15 protein-coding genes and 1 pseudogene are annotated in these 23,415 nt (G+C 69.8%); 5 read left to right on the top strand and 11 right to left on the bottom strand.

The genetic code is table 11. The features are described from left to right. The coding region (locus ABZY12_RS26965; RefSeq protein ID WP_356894666.1) for a ricin-type beta-trefoil lectin domain protein at positions 1-7,023 on the top strand (7,023 nt) is incomplete at its 5' end. Positions 7,024-7,179: 156 nt separating this feature from the next. Continuing rightward, positions 7,180-7,494, top strand: coding sequence for a hypothetical protein (locus tag ABZY12_RS26960; RefSeq protein ID WP_356894664.1), 315 nt, complete (start codon positions 7,180-7,182; stop codon positions 7,492-7,494). A gap of 28 nt (positions 7,495-7,522) precedes the next feature. Here ABZY12_RS26960 and ABZY12_RS26955 read toward each other — a convergent pair. The 5 genes and pseudogenes from ABZY12_RS26955 to ABZY12_RS26935 form a co-directional block, all read right to left on the bottom strand. After that, a pseudogene (locus ABZY12_RS26955) lies at positions 7,523-7,848 on the bottom strand (penicillin-binding transpeptidase domain-containing protein); the annotation flags it as partial. A gap of 488 nt (positions 7,849-8,336) precedes the next feature. Continuing rightward, entirely contained in the window at positions 8,337-9,239 is a 903-nt protein-coding gene (locus tag ABZY12_RS26950; RefSeq protein ID WP_356894662.1) for a S1 family peptidase, read from the bottom strand. A 178-nt stretch (positions 9,240-9,417) separates the two neighbouring features. Next, on the bottom strand, positions 9,418-10,308 hold the full coding sequence (locus ABZY12_RS26945; protein WP_356894660.1) for a S1 family peptidase: 891 nt from the start codon (positions 10,306-10,308) through the stop codon (positions 9,418-9,420). A 215-nt stretch (positions 10,309-10,523) separates the two neighbouring features. Continuing rightward, positions 10,524-11,324 carry a DUF1684 domain-containing protein gene (locus ABZY12_RS26940; RefSeq protein WP_356894658.1) on the bottom strand — a complete coding sequence of 267 codons (801 nt, stop codon included), beginning with the start codon at positions 11,322-11,324 and terminating at the stop codon, positions 10,524-10,526. A 150-nt stretch (positions 11,325-11,474) separates the two neighbouring features. Further along, positions 11,475-12,758, bottom strand: coding sequence for a DUF5685 family protein (locus tag ABZY12_RS26935; RefSeq protein ID WP_356894656.1), 1,284 nt, complete (start codon positions 12,756-12,758; stop codon positions 11,475-11,477). Between the two features lie 322 nt (positions 12,759-13,080). Between ABZY12_RS26935 and ABZY12_RS26930 the strand changes: the two genes are divergently transcribed. Then, positions 13,081-13,518, top strand: coding sequence for a cell division protein SepF (locus ABZY12_RS26930; protein ID WP_356894654.1), 438 nt, complete (start codon positions 13,081-13,083; stop codon positions 13,516-13,518). A gap of 67 nt (positions 13,519-13,585) precedes the next feature. Here ABZY12_RS26930 and ABZY12_RS26925 read toward each other — a convergent pair whose 3' ends face one another. Then, positions 13,586-15,310, bottom strand: a complete 1,725-nt coding sequence (locus ABZY12_RS26925) for an MFS transporter (protein WP_356894652.1) — start codon at positions 15,308-15,310, stop codon at positions 13,586-13,588. A gap of 406 nt (positions 15,311-15,716) precedes the next feature. Here ABZY12_RS26925 and ABZY12_RS26920 point away from each other — a divergent pair, with 406 nt between their 5' ends. Next, positions 15,717-16,718 (top strand): phosphatase PAP2 family protein, encoded by a 1,002-nt coding sequence (locus ABZY12_RS26920; protein ID WP_356894650.1) that lies wholly within the window; start codon positions 15,717-15,719, stop codon positions 16,716-16,718. Positions 16,719-16,842: 124 nt separating this feature from the next. On the opposite strand, the gene ABZY12_RS26915 is transcribed toward ABZY12_RS26920, so the two are convergent. Further along, positions 16,843-17,061, bottom strand: a complete 219-nt coding sequence (locus ABZY12_RS26915; protein WP_356894649.1) for an I78 family peptidase inhibitor — start codon at positions 17,059-17,061, stop codon at positions 16,843-16,845. A 389-nt stretch (positions 17,062-17,450) separates the two neighbouring features. Between ABZY12_RS26915 and ctaD the strand changes: the two genes are divergently transcribed. Continuing rightward, positions 17,451-19,157 carry a cytochrome c oxidase subunit I gene (ctaD, locus tag ABZY12_RS26910; RefSeq protein WP_356894647.1) on the top strand — a complete coding sequence of 569 codons (1,707 nt, stop codon included), beginning with the start codon at positions 17,451-17,453 and terminating at the stop codon, positions 19,155-19,157. Here the strand turns inward: ctaD and ABZY12_RS26905 are convergent. From ABZY12_RS26905 to ABZY12_RS26890, 4 genes are all read right to left on the bottom strand, one after another. Then, positions 19,102-20,082 (bottom strand): YafY family protein, encoded by a 981-nt coding sequence (locus ABZY12_RS26905; RefSeq protein ID WP_356894645.1) that lies wholly within the window; start codon positions 20,080-20,082, stop codon positions 19,102-19,104. The genes ctaD and ABZY12_RS26905 overlap by 56 nt on opposite strands. A gap of 181 nt (positions 20,083-20,263) precedes the next feature. Further along, complete coding sequence (locus ABZY12_RS26900) at positions 20,264-21,538, bottom strand: glycosyltransferase family 4 protein (protein ID WP_356894643.1); 1,275 nt, start codon at positions 21,536-21,538, stop codon at positions 20,264-20,266. A 67-nt stretch (positions 21,539-21,605) separates the two neighbouring features. Then, positions 21,606-22,907, bottom strand: coding sequence for an ABC transporter substrate-binding protein (locus ABZY12_RS26895; protein ID WP_356894641.1), 1,302 nt, complete (start codon positions 22,905-22,907; stop codon positions 21,606-21,608). Further along, on the bottom strand, positions 22,885-23,415 hold the full coding sequence (locus tag ABZY12_RS26890) for a hypothetical protein (RefSeq protein WP_356894639.1): 531 nt from the start codon (positions 23,413-23,415) through the stop codon (positions 22,885-22,887). The genes ABZY12_RS26895 and ABZY12_RS26890 overlap by 23 nt, the downstream gene beginning before the upstream one ends.

Raw genomic sequence — 23,415 nt, 5'->3', positions numbered from 1 at the left:
AACAACCAGGCCTCCTGGATCGGTGACGGCTGGGACTACAACCCGGGCTCGATCACGCGGACGTACAACAACTGCCGCCAGGACTCCAAGAGGGCTGGGTCGAACAACTCGACCCACAAGACGGCCGACCTGTGCTGGGGCTCCAACAACGCCACCCTGTCGCTGGGCGGCATGACCACCGAGCTGGTGTGGGACGCCACCAAGGGCCCGCTCGGCTCCGACGGCAAGCCCGTCGGCCAGTGGTTCACCTCCAACGGTGACGGCTCCAAGATCGAGCGGATCAAGGGTGAGGCGACCGGTAACGGTGCCCTCAACGGCGAGTACTGGCGTGTCACCACCAAGGACGGCACCAAGTACCACTTCGGTCTGAACAAGCTCCCGGGCTGGTCGGACAACGGCGCCGCCGCCGACGACCCGCAGACCAAGTCGGTCCTGACGGTGCCGGTCTACGGCAACCACGCGGGCGAGGACTGCTACAAGGGTCCGACGACCACCGACTGGAAGAACTCCTCCTGCACCCAGGGCTGGCGCTGGAGCCTCGACTACGTCGAGGACATCCACGGCAACGCCATGTCGCTGTGGTGGGAGAAGGAGCAGAACTACTACGCGAAGAACTTCTACTTCAAGGGTCCGGTCAAGTACGACCGCGGCGGCTACCTGTCGCGGATCGACTACGGCCAGCGCAAGGAGAGCATCTTCTCCGCGTCGGCCCCGGCCCGTGTGAACTTCTCCGTCGAAGAGCGCTGCTTCACCGAGAACACGCTGACCTGCACGGACGCCAACTTCACGGACAAGGACCCGGGCAAGTACCGCATCTGGTACGACACCCCGGCCGACCTGAACTGCAAGGCCGTCACCACGGAATACACCCGCAAGTGCTGGAACGCCGGCCCGACGTTCTGGACCCGCAAGCGCCTGGACAAGATCACCACCTCCGCGCAGCGACTCACCGACACCACCGCGCGTCAGGTCGTCGACGAGTACCAGCTCAAGCAGAGCTTCCCGGTCCTGAAGACCGGTGCCAACACCGCGCTGTGGCTGGAGTCGATCCAGCGCACCGGCTACGCCCGCAACGGCTCCACCGACGCCTCCGTCAAGCTCAACGCGGTGCGGTTCGAGTCCAACGAAGAGGCCATGCCGAACCGCGTCTACCGCGGCAGCCCGGCGACCGACCCGCGGCCCGGCTTCTCGCGACTGCGCATCGCCCGTGTCGTCAACGAGTACGGCGGCGAGACGGTCGTCACCTACAAGCCCCGTGAGACCGCGTGCCTCGACAGCACCAACCTCCCGGGCAAGACCGACACCGCCGCGCTGAAGGCCAACACCCGTCTCTGCTACCCGGTGTTCTGGCACCCGGACGCCGAGGTCGAGGACATCGACTGGTTCAACAAGTACGTGGTCGACTCGATCGAGGAGCTGCCGAACGTCGACGGCTCGTACTCGACGCGAACCTCGTACGACTACAAGAACGCCGGCTGGAAGCTCGCCGAAGCCGAGTTCTCCAAGAAGTCCACCCGGACCTACTCGCAGTTCGCCGGTTTCGAGCAGACCACGGTGATCACCGGTGAGCGCAAGGCCGCCGCGGACAGCGGCGAGGGCACCAGCCCCACCGAGGACGTGCCGGGCGCCGAAGGCCCGAAGACCAAGGCCGTCACCCGCTTCTTCCGCGGCATGGGCGACACCGTCCCCGTGAAGGACGTCCACGGCAACGCGATCACCCACAACGGCCAGCCCGTCTACGACCGCGACGCCTTCGCCGGCCGCATCGCCGAGGAGCTCACCTACTCCAACGCGACGGACGCCGACACCGAGTGGCTGTCCCGCAGCGTCACGATCCCGCAGGCCACCGAGCTCGCCAGCCGCGACCTCGGCGACGGACTCAAGCCGCTCAAGGCCTGGCGCGTCACCGAGCCCGAGGAGATCGCCTACACCAAATCCTCCGGCACGGGCGACGACACCCGCACCCTGCGAACGGTCAAGACCAACACGACCTACGAGTCGACCCACGGTCTGCCGACCCTGGTGGAGTCGCAGGGCGACACCGGCAAGACCGGCGACGAGTCCTGCACCAAGCTCGAATACCTGCACCACACGGGCAAGAACCTGATCGGTCTGTCCAAGCAGGTCCTGGTCTCGCCGACGACCTGCGCGGCGGCGAACTTCGCCGACCTCGCGTCGCTGAGCGACGGCACCCGCACGACCTACGACGGCACCTCGTACGGCACCGCGCTCGGCGCCTCGACCCGTGGTCTGGCCACCCAGTCGTGGTCGATCAACGGTACCGGCACCGGATTCCAGACCACCGGAACCAGTGAGTTCGACGCCGTAGGGCGCGTGATCAAGCAGACCTCGGCGGACCAGCTGGCTCAGCCGGTTCCGAAGTCCTCCACGATCGCCTACGAGTCCATCGGCCCAGCCACGGGCCAGGTCTTCAAGGTCACCACGACCAACCTGCTCGGTCACACCCAGGTCCAGGAGCTGGAGCCGGGCCGTGCGGTCACGCTGAAGACCACCGATGCCAACGGTCACGTGAGCGAGGCGAAGTTCGACCCGCTGGGCCGTCTCGCCGAGGCTTGGGCCCCGGGTCGCACCACGGGCGTGCCGGACTTCAAGGCCGAGTACACGATCCCGGCGGAGGAGACCGACCCGAACGACCCCAACGGCGGCAAGATTCGCAAGCCTCCGTTTATCACCACGTACGCGCGTGGCTACGAGGACAGGGTCGAGAAGTCCGTCACGATCTACGACGGTATGGGTCGTGAGCGTCAGACCCAGGAGGAGGCGGACGGCGGTGGCCGTCTGATCACCGACACGCTGTACAACAGTGCCGGTGAGGTCTACCAGACCAACAACGCCTACCTCAACGAGGACGCGCCCGACGGACAGCTGTTCACCCCGCGCGCGGACACCACGGTTCCGAACATCACCCGCTACAAGTACGACGGCCTCGGCCGCGTGCTGGAGGAGATGCCGGTCCTCAAGGTGAAGGCCGACGGGACCACCGAGGCCATCTCCCAGGAGGTCCCCGAGAGGGCGATCCGCTACGAGTACGGTGCCGACTGGTCGAAGGTCATCCAGCCGCAGGGTGACTCCTCCTACCGGGTCTACACCGACGCGCTCGGCCGCACCGTCCGCACGGACACCTTCAACCCGGCGGCCCCCGGCGGTTTCACGTCGACGCGCTACGAGTTCGACGCGCACGGCCAGCTGGCGAAGGCGACCGCTTCGGCGGACCCGACACACCCGTGGTCGTGGACGTACAACCACAACGGCCAGGTGGAGCGGGCGACCGACCCCGACGCGGGTACGTCCGTCACGACCTACGACACCTTCGGCCGGGTCGAGACGACCACGAACGCTCGCGGCGTCAAGGTGTGGAACGGCTACGACGAGATGTCGCGGCCGAAGGAGGCGCGCGAGAGCAGCTCCACCGGCAAGCTGCTGTCGACGTTCACGTACGACACGGCCCCGGGTGGCAAGGGCATGCCCGCCACTGCCACTCGCTACACCGACCTCCTGGCGTACACCCAGACGGTCAACGGCTACACGAAGGATTACCAGCCGACCTCGACCACGCTGTCCCTGCCGCAGTCCATCGTCGACGCCTGGGGTCTGAACAAGGACTACAAGTACGACTACACGTACAACGACCAGGGCATGCTGGACGAGACCACCCTTCCGGCGGTCGGCAGGTTCGACGCCGAGAAGCTGGTCGTCCGCTACAACAAGGACGGCAAGCCGCTCTCCATCTCCGGCAAGGACTGGTACGGCTCCGAGACCACCTACGACCCTTACGGACATGTGCTCCGGTCCACGCTCGGTGCCCAGCCGTACCGTGTGTGGACGCAGAACGCGTTCGACGAGTCCAGCGGTGAGCTCAAAGCGCAGTCGGTCTTCCGCGAGAAGTCCGGGACGACCGCGGACAACTCCGTCGTCGACTCCCTCGTCTCCAAGAACCTGGTCTCCCACCGGGCGTACACCTACGACCCCGCGGGCAACGTCACCTCGATCCAGGAGGGGGCCAGCGGGATCGAGGAGCGGCAGTGCTTCGTCTACGACCCGCTGGGTCAGCTGAAGTCGGCATGGACCTCCAAGGACCAGGCGACCTGTGTCAACCCGCGCAACCCCGACGGCACGCTCAACAAGAACGCCGACGGAACGCTCCGGGTCGCCGCGGGCAAGGACAACTCGGGCTACTGGCAGGAGTACGAGTACGACCTCCTCGGCAACCGCACCAAACTCACCGAGAACGACCTCAGCGGCGACACCACCAAGAACGCCACCAGCACCTACTCGTACGGCAACGCCGACGGCACCCAGCCGCACACGCTGACCAAGGTGTCGAAGACCTTCAAGACCCCCGTGGGGGCGCTGATCAAAGCTGAGGCGACGCGCCTGTACGAGCTGACCGGCGAGACCAAGACGGTCACCTCGGTCCAGAACGGTGACAAGCAGGAACTGTCCTGGACCTACGACGGCAAGGTCGACCGGATCACCGGTGCAGGCACCGGCGGCAAGTCCCCGTACGTGGGGCTCGGCCAGAAGTGCCTGGACGTGAAGTCGGGCGCCGCCCAGGCGTCTCAACCGATCCAGCTCTACGCCTGCAACGCCTCGGTGGCGCAGAACTTCAAGTTCACACCGACCCCGGCCCCCGTGGGAGGCACCCAGAACGACCCCAATCGGGGCACTCTCTCGGTCTACGACTCCTGGTGCCTCCAGCCCACCGCGAACACGGCCGGATCGGCGGTGCAGATCCAGAAGTGCGGCACCACCACCGCGCAGGTGACCTCTCAGGAGCTGGGGCGCAACGCTGCCGGGCAGCTCACCCACCTCGCCTCCGGCCTATGCCTCGCGGTCCAGGGCGCGGCGAACGTGAGCGCGACGCCGATCGTGCTCGCCACCTGCGACGCCGCCTCGACGGCCCAGCAGTGGCTGCCGCAGAACGACACCCGTCACATCTACGGCCCCGACGGCGCCCGCCTGCTCACCATCAAGGGCAAGCAGGCGACCCTCCACCTGGGCGAGGCCGAGGTGACCGTCCAGCAGGGCGGCGTCCTGATCAACACCCAGCGCACGTACGGCGTTCCGGGTGGCGCGGTCATGCGCTACGCCTACGGCACCGGTTCGGAGGCCCTCGTCGCCCAGACCGGAGACCACCAGGGCAGTGCGTACACGGAGGTCGCCCTCTACGGCGCCATGTCGGTGCGCATCCGCAAGCAGGACCCCTTCGGCAACGAGCGCGGCACCGCCGGTGCCAACCTCCAGAATCACAAGGGATTCCTCGGCAAGACCAGGGACGACGCCTCCGGCTACCAGCCGCTCGGCGCCCGTCTGTACGACCCGGTGGTCGGACGCTTTCTATCCGTCGACCCGGTGCTCGACATGAACGACCCGTTGCAGTCCAACGGATACGCGTACGCGCAGAACAACCCGGTCTCCTACTCCGACCCGACCGGTCTCGCGATCAGCCTGACCGCTTCGGAGAAGGCAGCGGCCCTGGCCGGCGCGGGTCTGTCCGCGGCACAGGTCGCGCAGGCGCAGGCCACTATGGGCAGGTCGCTCACCTCGGTGATCCTGGCCGCTGCCTGGGGCATCCTGAGCGAGTTCATCGGTCTCAACGACGCCATGGCCTGCTTCGGCGGTGACATGTGGTCCTGCGGAAGCCTGATCGTGGACGCGATTCCTTGGGGCAAGGTCCTCAAGATCCCGTCTGTCCTCAAGGCCGTCAGCCGCACGATCGACGCCATCCAGGCGTTCAAGAAGGCGAAGGCTGCCGCCGAGATCGTCCTCAAGAAGGCCAAGGCCGCCGAGGCAGCAGCCTTGAAGGCCAAGAAGGCCGCCATCGAGAAGGCCAAGAAGGAGGCCGCTCAAAGAGCCAAGAAGAAGGCCGCCGAGGCCGCGAAGAGAAAGGCAGACGCGGCGGCCGCCGCGAAGCGGAAGACGGGCAACCCCGTCCACAAGAAGTCACAGGCCAAGGCGGCACCCAAGTCCTCCTCGCATCCGAGTGGGGGCAAGAGCGGCGGTGGCAAGACCTCCCGCGGCGATGGCAAGGCCTCCGGCGGCGGAGGCAGCGGCAAGTCCGGCGGCTCCTCACGCAGCAACGGCGGCACCAGCGGTAGCGGCGGCTCCGGCCAGGCTGACGGCGGCGGTTCCTGTCCGGTCAACAGCTTTGTGCCCGGCACGAAGGTCCTGATGGCCGACGGTTCCACCAAGCCGATCGAGAAGGTGAAGGCCGGCGACAAGGTCATCGCCACCGACCCGAAGACCGGTGAGGGCGTCGTCGAGACGGTCACCGCCGAGATCAAGGGCGAGGGTCTCAAGCACCTGGTCAAGGTCACGATCGACCTCGACGGCAAGAGCGGCTCGAAGACGGCCCGAATCACCGCGACCGAAGGCCACCCGTTCTGGGTGCCCGAGCTTGACGAGTGGATCGACGCCACCGACCTCGAGTCCGGTCAGTGGCTCCAGACCAGCACCGGTACTTACGTCCAGATCGCCGCGATCCAGCGGTGGACGGCGCAGGACGCCACGGTCCACAACCTGACCGTCTCCGACCTGCACACGTACTATGTGCTGGCAGGTGCCACTCCGATCCTGGTCCACAACGCCAATCTTCCGCAGGTTTGTGGTCCGGTCACGGAGAACACCCATTTCGCCGACGTGGAAGTCTTTGACGCTGGCGGAACCCAGATCGACGCGTATCCCCTCCGGAGCGGTGCCACGACTCCGGAAGAGGCCAGCATCGGCGTGGGGCGGGCACGCCAGGCCGTCCACACGGAGAACCGGGCAGCACGCGCAGCCGGCGGCGCCCCCATGATCAAGGACACGGTCATTCCCAACGACCCCTTCTTCATGGCGAGTCCTGTTCCTGAAGGCGGGCTCGTGAGGATTACCGGCACCAAGCCGCCTTGTGGGACCTGTCAGAGGCAGATGACGCTATCCGCGGAGGATACGGCGTCAACGTTTGAATATCTCTGGCCAGATGGAAATGGCGGAATGAACAGGTGGACGGCGTCAGGGTAGTTCTGACCGGATCCCGCGGCGTGTCGCGGGAAGCCACCTGCGTCTGACCGACGCGCAAGGCTCCTGTCGGGCGGTCCTCCAGTGGAGGCTGCACCGGCGGGAGCCTTGCCTTTTACTCCGTCGCCGGCAGATGGCCCGGGCGGTACAATTCCCTCCATGGATACTTTGCGAGAAGATGAGCGTTGCGGAATCTGCGGTCAGCCGTTGAATGCCCACGACACTCATCAGCAGCATGATGACGGCCAATCTGCCCGAAAGGGAAAGCGTGTCACATATGTCGTCGTAGAGGTGCGTGGAGCGATTGCTCTCTATCAAGCGGTCGATGACCCCACCGAGGCCTCCAAAACCGGTGCCGCCGGGCTGGCGGAACAACTGGGAATCCATCTTTCGGACCTCCCCGGCCGTCGCTACTCTTGTTGGGTGGAGCCTGCTGAATACGGCGTCATCCAAAGTGACTTCAAACTCGCCTGACGGGGTGCGGAACGGAAGTGCCCGTCCCTCACGGCCCCTCCCTCTCCAGCCTCATCACCGCCCGCGTGATCGGCGCCGCGCTCCCGCCCCCGCTGATCTCCGTGCGCCGGGCCTCCGCGTCCTCGACGACCACCGCGACCGCGACCGCCGGCTGGGCCGAGTCCGGGGCCTGGGCCCAGGCGATGAACCAGGCGTAGGGGGTGCCCGTGTTGCCGAGGCCGTGCTGGGCCGTGCCCGTTTTGCCGCCGACCGTCGCGCCCGGGATCGCCGCGTTCGTGCCCGTGCCTCCTCGACCGCCTTCACCATCAGGTGCTGGAGCTGCGTGGCGGTCGAGGGGCGCATCGCCTGGCGGTAGCTGCGGCGGCCCGTCGTGTGGACCGCGCGGCTGCCGAGGTCGTCGTCCGCTCCACCAGGTGTGACCGTCTCCGACCTCCATACGTACAACGTGGTGGCGGTGCCGACTCCGGTCCTCGTCCACAACTGCGATGAACCGCAGGGGCCCAGGCGTCCGAGATCAATAATGCGGAACTCAGCCAGGCGAACTTCGATATCCGTAGTCGCTGTCCCGGACGCCGAGGTTCCAGAAGCCGGCGTCAGGAGACTCGTTGCAGTGCGCATGGCTTACAGACGCGCATCAAGGAATTCGCCCCGCTGACGTGGGCTTTGCGGCTCCAGAGGGCGAGGCCTAAGCCGGGCAGCTGTGCAGGCCCCACTGGAACGCCTTTCCGGTGAGGCCTGCCGCCACATACTCGAGGACATCAGGTCGTCCCCCGGCCGCGTCCGGCCGGTGGACGACCTGATGTTTCGTTCGGATCATGGTCCTGCGGAGGTGCGGCCTTCGCCTAGTACACGCTGACCCCGTACGCGTTCAGCGCCTCGACGACCGGCTGGAAGAAGGTCGTGCCGCCCGAGGAGCAGTTGCCGCTGCCGCCGGAGGTGAGGCCGATCGCGCGGCTGCCGGAGTAGAGCGCGCCGCCCGAGTCGCCCGGCTCGGCGCACACGTTGGTGCGGATCATGCCGTAGACGATGTCGCCGCCGCCGTAGTTGACCGTGGCGTTGAGGCCGGTGACCGAGCCGCTATGGGTGCCGGTGGTGGAGCCGCGGCGGGTCACGGACATCCCGACGGTGGCGTTGGCCGCGCTGGTGATGTCCACGCTGCCGACCGTGCCGGGCTTGGCGATGGAGCTGTTGGTGTACCGGACGATGCCGTAGTCGTTGTTCGGGAAGCTGGAGCCCGAGGTGGAGCCGAGTACGGTCGTCCGGCCGGAGTTGGCGTACCAGGTTCCCGCGCCGTCGGTGCAGTGGCCGGCGGTCAGGAAGTAGGAGTTGCCCGCGCTGTCACGGACGTTGAAGCCGAGCGAGCAGCGCCAGCTGCTGGCGTAGACGGCGTCACCGCCGGAGATCAGCTTGGTGAACTTCCCGGGGGTGCGCTCGACGCGTATCGCCCCGGCGTTGGCGCCCGCCTGGCGCTTGATCTCGGCTATCTCCGCCTGGGAGACGGTGGAGTCGGCGGTGACGACCACGGTGTCGGTCGCCTGGTCGATGTGCCAGGCGGTGCCGGCCACATCGGCGGCCAGGACGGCGTCGCTCGCGGCGGAGAGCTGCGTCGCACTGAACGTTCCGGCGGTGTCGGCGTTCGCGGTGGGGACGGCGAGTGCCGCCGCGGCGACGAGCCCGGTGGTGACGGCGAGGAGACGGGTGCGTCTCGCGATGGCGTTGCGGGGGGTGGTGCGCTTGATCCTCACTTCTCGTTCCTCCAGAGGGGAATCGGGGGCCCGCAGTGGGGTGTCGGACCCGTGAGGCGCGGCCCGGGGGCCGGCGCTGTGGGGGAGTCTCGGCCCGCCCGGGTCGGCGCCGCAAGAGGGCCTTTCGGCCGTACGTCGCTCAACTACCGGTCTGACCTGAGAGGTTCGGTCCGATGGCTCAGTACAGACTGACCTTGTACTTGGCGAGGGCCTCGGGCACCGGCTGGTAGAAGGTCGTACCGCCGGTGGAGCAGTTTCCGCTGCCGCCGGAGGTGAGGCCGAGCGCCTTCGTGCCGTCGTAGAGCGCGCCGCCGGAGTCGCCCGGCTCGGCGCAGACGTTGGTCTGGATCATGCCGCGCACGGTGCCGCCGCCGGAGTAGTGCACGGTGGCGTTCAGGCCGGTGACGGTGCCGCTGCGGGTGCCGGTGGTGGAGCCTGAGCGTTTGACGGGCTCGCCGACGTAGGCGTCGGCGGCGGTGAAGCCGCCGGGGTGGCTGAGCGAGGCGTTGTCGTAGCGGACCAGGGCGTAGTCGTTGCCCGGGAAGCTGGACCCGACGGTGGCGCCGATCAGTGTCGACTGGGCGGAGTTGGCGTACCAGGTCTTGACGGAGTTGCCGCAGTGACCGGCGGTGAGGAAGTAGTACGTGCTGCCGCTGCGGACGTTGAAGCCGAGGGAGCAGCGGTAGCCGCTGCCGTAGATGGCGTCGCCGGGTCCGAGCAGGGGCTTGAAGACACCGGGGGTGCGCTCGATGGTGAGTGCGCCCGCGTCGGGGCCTGCGGTCTGCCGGATCTTGGCGATCCCGGCGTCGGAGACGGTGGAGTCGGCGGTGACGACGACCCGGCCGGAGGCCCGGTCCACGTACCACGCGGTGCCTCCGACGTCCGCCTTGAGGACGGCGGCGTCGGCACGGGCGAGCTGAGCGGCTCCGGCGGGCGCCGGGGCGGGGGCCGCATGGGCGGCCGGCAGGGCGACGGCGGTCGTGGCGGCGAGGGCCGCCGCGACGGCGAGCGATCGGGTGCGCTTGGTCCTCACTGGTCTGCTCACTGGTCTGCTCACTGGTCTCCTCATGGGAAAACGGAGAGGCCCGTGGATGGCGGGCCCGTGAGACGCCGTCAGGGTGTCGTGTCCCTGACATGCACGCCCAGTGATAGTGGCCCTCGGCGAGCGGACGCACAAGACCGCATGCCGAACGGGCGCCCGCGGACCTCTCGCCGTCGGTGCCCGTCGCACCCCGCACCCCGCACCCCGCACCCCGCACCCCGCACCCGGAAGCGAAGCCCGGGTCAGGCCCCGATCACGCGCCGCTCCCCCGCCGGCACCGCCGTGTCGAGGGTGTTCCCCGGCGGCGGGAACGGACAGATGAAGTGGTCCACGAAGGCGCAGGGAGGCAGCAGCGCACGGTTGAGGTCGACCGTCACCGATCCGTCCTCCGCCGGGGCGGCCGGCCGCAGGAAGCGGAAGCGGTAGCTGTCCCGGCCGCTGGTGGCGTCCGCGAAGACCGCCCACAGCGTGCCGTCGTCCTCGACCGCGACCTGGAGGGTGTGCTCGGCGCCGTGGAGCTCGAAGGAGAGCTCGCCGGCCAGACCGAGCCCGCGCTCCTTCCCGTCCGCGTTCTCCACCCGGACGCTGCGGGTCCTCTCGTACGGGCGGAAGGTGCCGGGCACTACCCACCGCTCGTCGTACGGGGTGGCTTCGATGCCCCGGAAGGTGCGGCGCGCCCGCGACTCCGGGTCGAAGTCCCGTACCGCCCACTCGCCTTCACGGCGCATGACGACCAGACGGCGGCCGGCCGACTCGACCCGGGACTCATGGATCGGGGCGTGGTCGGCGGTGAGCCGGACGCTGCCGATCAGCGGCTTTCCGTCGACGGTGATGGCGTCCTCGGCGCCGGCCGTGAGGACCACCTCGTCGCCGTCCTCCCGCCACTGCCCGGGAACGGCCGGAATTCGACCCTCCGGGTGGTCGGAGAGCCAGTACGTACCGGTGAGGGAGAGCGGGCCGTACGACGAGGCGACCGCGGCGACGCGCTGCGCGTGCCAGTGCTGCCATGCCCGCTGTGCGTCCTGCTGAGGATCCGTGCTCATGGTGTCCCACCCTTCCATACGGGCCCCGGAAGCCCGAGAGGTGACCGCGGCGTCGCGCCGGAGTACCCCGGACGGAAGACGCCGGGCCCACCGGAGGCCATGCCGGTCAAGGGCGCGCGCTCCCCGGGCACCGGCCGCGCCGACGGACCGTCAGCCGTCGCAGCAGCAGCACTCGCAGCTGTCGCAGGCGCAGTCGCAGCCGTCCTCGTTCCGGCAGCAGCCCTTGCGCTTCTTGCGGGACCAGGGGCCCTCGTACTCCTTCGCACAGCAGAGTTGGCACGTGCAGAACAGCCAGGTGAAGGCGGCGCAGCCGGCCAGGAACCCGCGCGGCTTGGGCCGCTGCGGGCCCCCGGAGCCGAACTGCGGCGGCAGCCCGCCGGGACCACCGGGCCCGCCCGCCCCACCGCCGTGGGGGCCGCCCCCGCCGTACGGATTCCCACCGCCGTACGCTGGCGCACCGCCGTACGGGTTCTGCGCCCCGTACGGGTTCTGCGCCCGGTCGTTGCCGGAGCCACCGCCCTGGTAGGGGTTGCCCGGCGACGCCCCGGAGGCCCCGTGCGCACAGGTCGTCGTGCCGAACGCCCGGTCCACCGAGTTGCGCAGTTCGTGCGCGAGCAGCAGGTGCGCCAGTCCGCCGCTGACGAACTCCACGTCCCGCAGCGCCAGCCGTATCCCGTGCAGCGCGTCGTCCGCGAGCCGTCGCGCCTCCTCCAGGGAGGTGCCCGTCGCCGTGAGCGGGTTCCAGGCGCCCGACACGGCGTCGGCCTCCCGGTCCTCCACGGCGTCCAGCAGATGCGCGAGGCGCCCGAAGAGCCGTCCCGCCTCCTCCAGCGGCGCCGCGTTCTCCGGCCGGCCGGCCAGGACGGCGGTGTGCGCGAACGCGGCGGCCGTCGCCGTCTCGGTCGGCTCGGTCACGACGAGGAGCGGCGTACCCGGCCCGGCCAGCGACTCGATCCCGCCCTGCCGGTCCACCGCGTCCACCAGGACCGCCGTGTCGAAGCCGAGCTCACGCCCGGTCCGCGCGCCTGCCCGGTCCCAGGACCTGGCGACCCGGCGGGCCGCCGCGGCGACCGGCCGGCGGGCCAACAGCCCGTCCCGGTCGGCGACGTGGTCCCGTATCTTCGCCGAGGCGAGCACCAGCGACACCGTCGCCGCGAGCCGAGCTCCTTCGCCCTGGGCGACCGGGGCGCTCTTCATCTGGCGCAGCGGACAGGGCCCTGCTGTGCGACGGCCGCCCGGGACGGCCCCGACCCTGGTGCCGGTCTGAGCCTCCGTCAGGACCGAGACGATCAGGCCGTCGTAGTTGGTGACCATCCGGGCGAACTGGCCGTGATCGGCCCGAAGTGCCAGGCAGAGGCCGCAGAGATGGGCCATCCACTCCGTCTTGAGACCGTCGCCGAGACGGTGGGTGCAGGGCCTGACGATTCCGAACAAGAGACTCCCCCGTGAGCCGTGCGCGCATGTCGTGCGCGTGTGCGGCAGGCATCGTATCGAGCGGGACCGTTCACCCGTACGCCCGCCACGTCACCCTTCCGGCCCGACTTTCATATTTTAAGTTGCGCAGCCCGTCCAATCCTCCGTCAGGCCCCGCATACCGCAAGTTTCCTGACGATTCGCCAGCAAACGGGCCTCACGTTCTGCACCAGTACCGTCACGAATCCCCTGCGCGGCGACTATCCACTTGGCGCGCGATCCGCATCATGGACCACGATGGGTATTGCGGAACCACAAGTGACCGCGCTGAAAGGAGGCGTCCATGGGATCGGTGCGCAAGGCGAGTGCCTGGCTGGGACTCGTCGAGGACAACGACGAGCGGTACTACGACGACGAGTACGCCGAGGGTGCCGAGAACGGCGACGCCTGGGTGACGGACCCGCGGGTCCGGGTGGTGTCCGACTCCGCTCAGGAGCAGGGCCGCCGGATCGCGACCGTCTCCCCGGACGGGTTCCGCGACGCCCGCGGCATCGGTGAGCTGTTCCGGGACGGGGTCCCGGTCATCGTGAACCTCACGGCGATGGAGCCCTCCGACGCCAAGCGCGTGGTGGACTTCGCCGCCGGCCTCGCCTTCGGTCTGCGCGGATCGATCGAGCGCGTGGCGACCCGGGTGTTCCTGCTGACCCCCGCCGACACCCAGATCGTCAGCGGCGACTCCGCGGGGCGTGCTGCGCAGGACGGTTTCTTCAACCAGAGCTGAGCGGGGCGCTCCCCGGCCGGATCGTCTTCCGACCGCCGAGCGTCCCGCCCGGCAGCCTCCGCTCCGGTCAGCGCGCCGAGCGCCCGGAGCCCGCCCGCTCGACCGGTTCGGGACCGACGGCCTTGCAGGCGGCGGTGGCGGCCTCACGGCCGACGGGGTCGGGACACGTGACCGGCTCCCGGCTGCCAGGCACCCGCACGGTGTCGCCGGAGTCGGCGGCGCCGGCGAAGGTGGTGGCCGGCTCCTCCGCGTCCGGCGGGCACTCCATCACCCGGGGCAGCCGCAGCGCCATCAGCGCGCCGAGCAGCAGAAGACCCGCGCTGACGAAGAGCGTCACGTGCAGACCGTTGACGAAGGCATGGCGGGCCGCGTGGTACAGCGCCGTACCGGCCGCGCCGCCGAGATGCTCGGCGACCTGGTACGCCTCGCCGAGCGAGTTCGCCGCGGACCGGCTCGCCTCGGCCGGGACCCCGGGCACGCCCGCGAGACCGGGCGCGTACGCCGCGTTCATCACGCTGCCGAGCAGCGCGATGCCCATGCCCGCGCCGAGCTGGTACGAGGTCTCGCCGATGGCCGCCGCCCCGCCCGCGCTCTCCGCCGGGGCCTCGCTGAGCATCGACTCGTACGCCGAGAAGAGCGTGGTCTGCAGTCCGAAGCCGAGCAGCACGAAGCCGACGGTGAGCAGCACCGGCCGGTCGTGCTGCCCCATCAGGACCAGCAGCAGCACGGCGGCGGCCGTGAGCACGAAGCCCCAGCCGACCATGCGGCGCGGCCCGATCCGGCGCAGCGTGTACGAACCGGTGGCGCCGGCCGCCATGGCGGCGAAGGTGAGCGGCAGCAGCCGGAGCCCGGTCTCCAGGGGGCTGAGCCCGAGGACCAGCTGGAGGTACTGGACGGCGATGAGCTCCAGGCCGACCAGGGCCAGCATGGCGAGCACGATGCAGCCGACGGAGGTGGTGAAGGCGGCGCGGGAGAACAGCCGCATGTCGATCAGCGGGTGCGCCCGCCGCCGCTGGCGGCGCACGAAGAGGATCAGGAGCGCCACCCCGAGCAGCAGGGGCCCCGCCGTGGCGAGGGAGAGCAGGGGGTCGCCGGCGCCGATCCGCTTCACGCCGAGGACGGCGCCGAGCACACCGGCCGCGGCCATCAGCGCGCCGAGCACGTCCCAGGGGCCGTCGCCGCTGCCCTTCGACTCGGGAAGCAGCCAACGGCCGACCGGCAGGATCAGCGCCATCAGCGGGATGTTGATCAGGAAGACCGAGCCCCACCAGTAGTGCTCGACCAGGAAGCCGCCGAGCACCGGTCCCGTGGCGGCGCCGACCGCGGCGACCGCCGTCCATATGCCGATGGCGGTGGCGCGCTCCCGCCGGTCGGGGAAGACCGCACGGAGGATCGACAGGGTGGCCGGCATGATCATCGCGCCGCCGACGCCGAGCAGGGCGCGGGCCCCGATGAGCACCTCGGGAACGGTGGCCATGGCGGCGACCGCGGAGGCGAGCCCGAACAGCGCGTAACCGAGCAGGAGCACCCGGCGCCGGCCGACCCGGTCACCGAGCGTGCCGAAGAGGATCAGCAGCGAGGCGCAGATGAGCGGATAGGCGTCGACGATCCAGAGCAGCGCGGTGGAGCTGGGGCGCAGATCCTCGGTGAGAGAGGGGACGGCGACATGGAGCACGGTGGCGTCCAGCGCGACCAGCAGCAGGCTGACGCAGAGAACGACGAGGACGACCCAGCGGTTGGCACCGCCGTCGGCGGCGCGGAGCCGTGCTCCGGCCGTGATCGTCCGCTGCATGTCCGTACCTCCCAGTGAATCCCTCGCGCTCGGTGGGCGCCGGCCGGGGCGCGTGTCCTCGGGGCGGCCCGGCATCGACGGGCGAGTGAGTCGTCAGCGTACGCGAGTTCAAGTCCCGAGCGCGTGGTGCAGCTCTCACCCCGGCGGGCCCGGGAGTGTGGCGTACGCCACTCCGTCCGCTCGACGCGTCGCATGGAATTCCGTGCGGACAACCGTTTGAGGCATTTCCGTTGCGTACAAACAGACTTCCGGAAAGTCGCGCACCGGCAATAGGGCGGAAGGTCATCGGATTCTCCGACCGGGGCCGGTAATTGTCCCCCGACTGAGACCAACTCCACATCACATCGTCATCACGAAGAGACCGGATCGACCAGGGTCGCTACTCACTCCCTGTAACGTCGATTGGGTGCGTACCGACATCTTTGCCCGGCTGGACCGGGAGCCGGAACCGCCGAAGATAGAGGTCCCGCGGATGACCCGCACGCGTCTCGCCCTCTTCGGCGGGACGTCGGCGTTCTATCTCGCCATCGTGGTGGCCGTACTGCTGTCGACCTGGTTGGTGACCCTCGACTGGAAGATCATGCTCTTCCGGCCCTATCAGCAATGGCCGGAGCTGCACGCCTTCCTGGACTACTACGTCGTCCTCGGTCAACGCGGCCCGACGGCCGTGATGGTGGCGGCCTGGCTGGGCTGGCGCTCATGGCGCCAGCACACCCTTCGGCCGCTGCTCACCCTCGGCGCGGCACTGCTGCTGCTCAACACCACGGTCGGCGCGGTCAAGATTGGACTCGGCCGTCTCGGTCCCCACTACGCGACACAGATCGGATCGGCCGAACTGTTCGCCGGCGGCGATATATTTCCGTCCGGACACACCGCCAACGCGGTCGTGACCTGGGGAATCCTGGCGTATCTCGCGACCACTCCCCGGGCCAGACGCTATCTGTCGGCCCTCTCGGCCGTGGTCGCGCTGGGCGTCGGTCTCACCACCGTCTACCTCGGTACGCACTGGCTGAGCGATGTGCTGCTCGGCTGGGCCGCCGGCCTGTTGATCCTGCTCGCGCTGCCCTGGTGCGAGCCGCTGATCGCCAGGGCGGAGGCGCTGATCCTCAGCCTGCGGGACCGGCTGCGCGAGCAGCTGCGGGCCCGTCGCCGGCTGGTGCCGTCGCTGCCCGTCGCGACCGGCGGTCCGCGCCCGGTGCTGCACCCGCGGCGTCCGCCGGCCGCCGAGGAGCCGGTACGGGAGATCATCGGGTCCAGGACCGGCCGGCCGGCCGCCGGGCGCGGGGACGGGCGGCTCGCTCCGCCGCTCACCGCCTCCCGGGCGCACGCCGTGCGTTCGGAGCGGACCCCGGTCACCCCGGCGGGCAGCCGTCGGCCGTCGCATTCGCGGCCGCTCACGGGCGGCTGAACACCCGTCACGACCCCATGGGGAAGGGCCCCGGCTCCGGCCGGGGCCCTTCCCCATGTCCGCGACCGTCCGCGACCGTCCGCGACCGTCTCCGCCCGTCTCCGTCCGTCTCCGTCCGCGTGCGCTATCCGAGCCAGCAGCGGATGACGGTGCCCTGGTCCACCTCGAAGTTGATGCGGCCCTCCAGGTACTCCATCGTGATGATCGAACCGGGGGGCAGGGAGCGCACCACGCTCCAGCCGCGGATCCTGGCGAGCTGCTCGGCGCGCTCCGCGTCGAGCCCCACATAGGAGTCCGCGGAGCCGTCTTCGGGCGGTACGGGAGAGGTCGGCTTCGATGTCATGTGCCTCACGTTAGGCGGCGCCGGACGGTGACGGAAGCGCAGAGCGGGTGAGATGCCGCAGCAAGCTCAGGTACCCCACCGGTCACGCTTGTGTCACAGGTTCTCGACATATGTTTGACACGAACATCGTCACTCGATCGAGCAGTTTCCAGCCGTTTCCCCGGCAATTCCAGGCGGCTTCCGGCAGATCGCGCCGACGCTTCGGAATTGCGTTCCCGGCGCGGCTGAAGGGAATTGACGGGCCGCCGCACCGCCCGGTCGCATTCACGCTTTCCCCGCATGTTTCACACGCTGTCCGCCAACCGGCCCAAGGCCGTCCTGTTCACCTCCTGCCGTCCCGTCACCGACGCGAGCATCATGTCCGGACGATCGGACCACCGGAGGCAGCGATGGGTACCGAGACCGCGGCCCCTGGCGTCGAGTCGGCGCGCGAGCGGCATGGGCGGGTGTTGATCGACTGGCTCACCACCACCGATCACAAGAAGATCGGCCACCTCTACCTGGTCACGTCGTTCCTCTTCTTCCTGGCCGCCGGTCTCATGGCGATGCTGATGCGGGCCGAGCTGGCCCGCCCCGGACTCCAGCTGGTGGACAACCAGCAGTTCAACCAGGCGTTCACGCTGCACGGCACGATCATGCTGCTGCTCTTCGCGACACCGACCTTCGCCGGCTTCGCCAACGAGCTGGTGCCGCTCCAGATCGGCTCCCCCGACGTCGCCTTCCCGCGGCTGAACATGTTCTCGTACTGGCTGTTCCTGTTCGGCGGCCTGATGGTCATCGGCTCGCTGCTCGTGCCGAGCGGACCGGCCGCCTTCGGCTGGACGGCCTACGCCCCGCTCAACAGCCTGGAGCGCTCCCCCGGTGTCGGACCCGACCTGTGGATCATGGGTCTCGCGCTCTCCGGCTTCGGCACGATCCTCACCTCGGTGAACTTCCTGGCGACGATCATCGGCATGCGGGCGCCGGGCATGACCATGTTCCGCATGCCGATCTTCACCTGGAACGTGCTCTTCACCGCGATCCTGGTCCTGATGGCCTTCCCCGTACTGGCCGCCGCGCTGCTGGCGCTGGAGTCGGACCGGCGCTTCGGCTCGGTGATCTTCCAGTCCGAGAACGGCGGGGCGCTGCTGTGGCAGCACCTCTTCTGGTTCTTCGGCCATCCCGAGGTCTACATCATCGCCCTGCCGTTCTTCGGCATCGTCAGCGAGATCATCCCGGTCTTCGCCCGCAAGCCGATCTTCGGCTACACCACGCTCATCGCCGCCACCATGGCGATCACCGGGCTCTCGGTGGTCGTCTGGGCGCACCACATGTTCGCGACGGGGGCGGTGCTGCTGCCGTTCTTCTCGATGCTGTCCTTCCTCATCGCCGTGCCGACCGGGGTGAAGTTCTTCAACTGGACGGGGACGATGCTCAAGGGCTCGCTCTCCTTCGAGACCCCGATGCTCTGGTCGGTCGGCTTCCTGGTCTCGTTCCTCTTCGGCGGACTGACCGGGATCGTGCTGGCCTCGCCACCGATGGACTTCCATGTGACCGACTCGTACTTCGTCGTCGCCCACTTCCACTACACCGTCTTCGGCACCGTCGTCTTCGCGACCTTCGCCGGCTTCTACTTCTGGTGGCCCAAGTTCACCGGCAGGCTCCTCGACGAACAGCTCGGCAAGATCCACTTCTGGACGCTCTTCGTGGGCTTCCACACCACGTTCCTGGTCCAGCACTGGCTCGGCGCGGAAGGCATGCCGCGGCGCTACGCCGACTACCTCGACGCCGACGGCTTCACCGCGCTCAACACCGTCTCGACGATCGGCTCGCTGCTGCTGGGCGCCTCCACGCTGCCGTTCCTCTACAACGTCTGGCGGACGGCGAAGGAAGGGACGAAGGTCGAGGTCGACGACCCGTGGGGGTTCGGCCGTTCGCTGGAGTGGGCGACGTCCTGCCCGCCGCCCCGCCACAACTTCGAAGCCGTGCCCCAGATCCGCTCCGAGGCCCCGGCGTTCGACCTGCACCACCCGGAGTTCGCCGCCTACGAGCGGGACCAGCTCAGGCCCGCGACGGCTCCTGAGCGCGGTGAAGGGCGCGATCGATCCGGTCTCTGATCGCCCGCATCCGGTCGTCGAGCGTCCGCGGCTCGATCACCTCGAACTCGAACCCCGTCATCACGACGTGGAAGAGCAGGTAGTCGAGGCTCGCCGCGCCCGTGCGCAGCAGACAGGTGCTCTCCCCGTCCGCCTCCAGGACACCGTCCATGGGTCCGACGACCGTGGCCGCCTCGGCGAGCGGGACGTGCAGCCGGATCGTCGCCTCGGTGGCGTAGGCGCCGGTGGAGATCCCCCGCGAGACGTAGGCGGCGAGATCCTCGGCCGGTGGCTCACGGGGCGGGAACCGGGGACCGTGGGGCGGCTTGGGCTCGATCCGGTCGACCCGGAAGGTACGCCAGTCGGCGCGGTCCACGTCCCAGGCGACCAGGTACCAGCGGCGCTCGGTGCACACCAGGCGGTGCGGCTCGACGGTGCGGCGGGTGGCCACGCCGCCGTGGTCGCGGTACTCGAAGCGCAGCCGCTCGCTGTCCCGGCAGGCGTTGACGAGTTCGGTCAGGACGGCCGGGTCGAGCTGGGTCGACGGGGTGCGCAGCATCGGTACGGTGAAGGCGTTCAGCGCGCTCACCCGGCGCCGCAGCCGGCCGGGCAGGACCTGTTCCAGCTTGGCCAGGGCGCGTACGGAGGTCTCGCCGATGCCCTCGATGCCCTGGCCGGCGGCCGTGCGCAGCCCGACGGCCACCGCGACGGCCTCCTCGTCGTCGAGGAGCAGCGGGGGCAGTTCGGCTCCCGCGCCGAGCTGGTAACCGCCACCGGTACCGGGGCTGGCGTTGACCGGATAGCCGAGCTCGCGCAGCCGGTCGACATCCCGCCGTACGGTCCTCGGCGTGACGCCGAGCCGCTCGGCGAGATCGGCGCCGGACCATTCGCGGTGGGCCTGCAGCAGCGAGAGCAGGCGCAGCAGTCGTGCGGAGGTCTCCAACATGGGGCCGAGTCTGCCAGCCGTCGAGGACAGCCACGGTCCTCGATCCCACGCCTCTCGGTCCGCCGGTCCTCGGGTTCGCAGGGCCTCGATCTCCCGGTCCCAGGTCCGCCGGTCCTCGATCTCCCGGTCCCGATCGGAGGTCGGAGGGCCGGAGGGGCCGGACGGCCGTAGGGGCCGGAGGTCAGCGGAAGCGGCGCACCAGTACGCCCGCCTTCGCCTTCAGGGTGTAGACGACGTCGACGACCGTGCCGACGCCGCGGTGCAGGGCCTCCCCGACGCGTCCGTGGGTGCGGGCGCTCGCGCCCCGGGCGACGAGGGCCGACCAGATCTCCTCGTGCCGGACGGCGATGCGGGCCGGGTCGAAGCGCTCGGACGCCGCCAGGGCCGCGCGTGCGGTCTTGGCGCGCAGCTCGTCGTCGTTGATGAGTTCGAGCAGGGCCCGGGCGATCGCGGCCACGTCGTCGACGGGCACCAGACGGCCGTCGACCCCGTCCTCGATGATCTCGCGGGGCCCGTGCGGGCAGTCGGTGGAGACGACCGGCAGTCCGCAGCGCATCGCCTCGACGATGGTCATCCCGAAGGACTCCTGCCGCGAGGTGACGGCGGCGAGCGAGCCCTTCGCCCACTCCGGCTCCATCGGGTTGGCGGTGCCCATGAGGAAGACGTTCTCGCCGAGGCCGCGCCGCTCGATCTGCCGGGCAAGCGCCGTTCTCAGGTTGTCGGAGGCGTCACCGGTGCCGTAGATCCGCAGCTTCCAGTCGGGGCGGGCCGCCGCCACCTCGGCGAAGGCGTCGATGAGCACGTCGTACCGCTTGACCGGGGTCAGCCGGCCCGCCGCGACGACGATCTTCGCGGTGGCGTCGGCCGGCGGCACGCTCGGCGCGGGCACGCTGTTGGGCACCGCGTCGATCCGTACGCCCGGAAGCGCGAGCTTCCGGTAGGAGCGGGCGTCGGCCTCGGTGACGGTGGTGACGGCGTCCAGGAGCGCGTACTGATGGCCGATCTCCCGGCGGAGCCGGTAGCTGTGGCTGTCCAGGATCAGATGCTCCTGTCCGACCAGGACGGGTCCGCGCCGGGCCTGCTTGGCCAGCTGCACGTTGAGCCCGGGGCGCGTGGCGACCAGCACGTCGGCCTCGACGGTGCTCAGATACTCGCCGATCCGGGCGTCGGTCAGCGCGCTGTACTGCTTCCACCGGCCGTCGCCGCGCGGGAAGACCCGGGCGGGCCGGGCGAAGTCCGGGTGCTCGCCGTCGTAACCGGCGCTCTTCTTGCGCAGGTCGACCAGGTGACGCAGGGTCACCCCGGCCGGAACGCCCAGGATCGGCTCGTCGCGATGGCGGAAGACGGAGACGATCTCCACCTCATGACGCTCGGCCAGCTCCTGAGCGAGCGTGAACGTCGTCCGGATCGTGCCCCCGATGTGGTAGCCGTTGTGAAGCAGAAAGGAGATACGCATCGCGCTGCCGGTCCCCCCGGTCAAGTGGTCGTCGGGGGCGACTGTACTGCGTACCCGGCACGCCGTTTCACGGTCGGTAGCCGAGCTGGGGAACGGTGGCGCAGTTGGTGTTCATGTCCCCCTGGGTGACCCAGCCCCGCCCGTCCCGCCAACGCGCCACGGACAGACAGGTGTGACGGGTCTTCGGGGGCTCGGCGAGCTTCTCGAACCGGACGGGCAGCAGCAGGCCCCGGGCGGTGTACGGCTCGGGCCGGTTCACGAACTCCTCGACGCACGCGCGCGTGAGACCGCCGCCGGTGAGACAGGAGCGTGCCGCGTCGGTGAACCACATGGCCGCCGCCCACCCCTCCAACTGCCATTGGGACAGCGGCCGGTCCCCCATCGCCGCCCGGAAGTCACGGACCGCCGGATGGCCGGTGTCCTCGTGGTTGCGGCTGGAGCCCGTCACGAACAGGGCCTCCCGGCAGACCGGGGACTTCGCGTAGTCGCGGGGCACGGAGGAGGACCAGTTCTGCACGTTCGTCACCTTGGCGGTGACCCTGGCCCCGACGGCGTCCATCGCCTCGCACAGCCGGGCGTTGCCGTGCGTGTCCAGGGCGTCGAAGACGAGGTCGGCGCGCTGTGCCTTCAGATCGGCGGCGACGGCCCGGAAGTTGGGCAGGGCGAAGTCGACCTGCTCGTGGACGACCCGGTAGCCCTCGGCCCGCAGTCCGCCGGCGATCAGCCGGGCGTACGCGGCGGAGGCGGCCTGGTTGTAGGCGACGACCGCGGCGGTACGGGCGCCGTGCTCGCTCCTGAACCAGCGGTAGACCTCGGTGCCGCCGTACAGGACCCCGCCCCAGCCGGGGGACGCGCCGGTGCGCGGGGCGGAGCTGCCGTAGATCCCGTACAGATGCGGATAGGTGTCGTACGCCGGGGTGAGGGGCTGGCCTCCGATGTCGGGAACACCGGCCTTCGCGACCTGGGGCGCCCCGGCGTACTCGAGCGCGGTCGTGGCGACCAGGGCGAACACCTTGCGTTCGTCGACCAGCCGGTGCACGCACGCGTTGTTGCCGACTCCGCTGCCGCCGTCGTCGCAGGTGAGGACCTCCACCCGGCGTCCGTTCAGGCCACCGCGCGCGTTGAGGGCGTCGAACCAGGCACGGGCGCCGTCGCGCGGCCCGGTGAACGCGTCGCCGCCGACGGGGCTGGTGGCGCTGGAGATGATGCCGACGCGGAGCGGCTCACCGCCGGAGGGGTGGGCGGTGGGCCGCGTCTCGAACGCGCGCTCCGGCAGCCGGCTGCCGCACGCCGTGACCAGGGCGAGCAGCGCGGCGAGCAGCAGCGCCGCTCCCGCCGTCCCCGCCTCAGCAGCCCGGAACGGTCGCACCGCTGAGCTGCACCAGACCGCAGAGGGTCTTCTGGGACACCTTCCACACGTCGCCCTGGTGGACGGAGGTGCCCTTGGAGTCGGGCAGGGCCGGGTTTCCGCCGACGAGCAGGTCGTAGGTCACGTCGGCGTCGTTGGGCGAGGTGAACGCGATGCCCTTGACCTTCGCCGAGGTCATGGCCGCGTTCTTGTCCCCCTCGAAGGCGCCGAGGACGGCCCGCATCCGCTCGCCGTTCTCCAGCAGCTTGACCTTCTCGTCCGTCGGCGTCCTCGGGTCGAAGAAGGCGGTCCAGTTCTTGGTGATCTCGGCCTTCGCCGCGTCCGGGTCGGCGGGCTGGTCCGTCGCCGTCCCGGTCGGCGACGTCGGCACCGGCGGCACCACCGGCGTGACCTCGCTCGAGGGGGACTCATCGTCCGCGCAGCCGACGAGCGCCGGGCCGATGGCGAGGGCCGCCACGGCTGCCAGGGCCGCGATACGGGAACGTCCACCGAGTCGACTGAGAACCAT

The organism is Streptomyces sp. NPDC006551, from assembly GCF_040611675.1.
Lineage (GTDB): Bacteria > Actinomycetota > Actinomycetes > Streptomycetales > Streptomycetaceae > Streptomyces.
The sequence above is the reverse complement of the archived record's forward strand: the minus strand, read 5'-3'. Positions and strand labels throughout refer to the sequence as shown.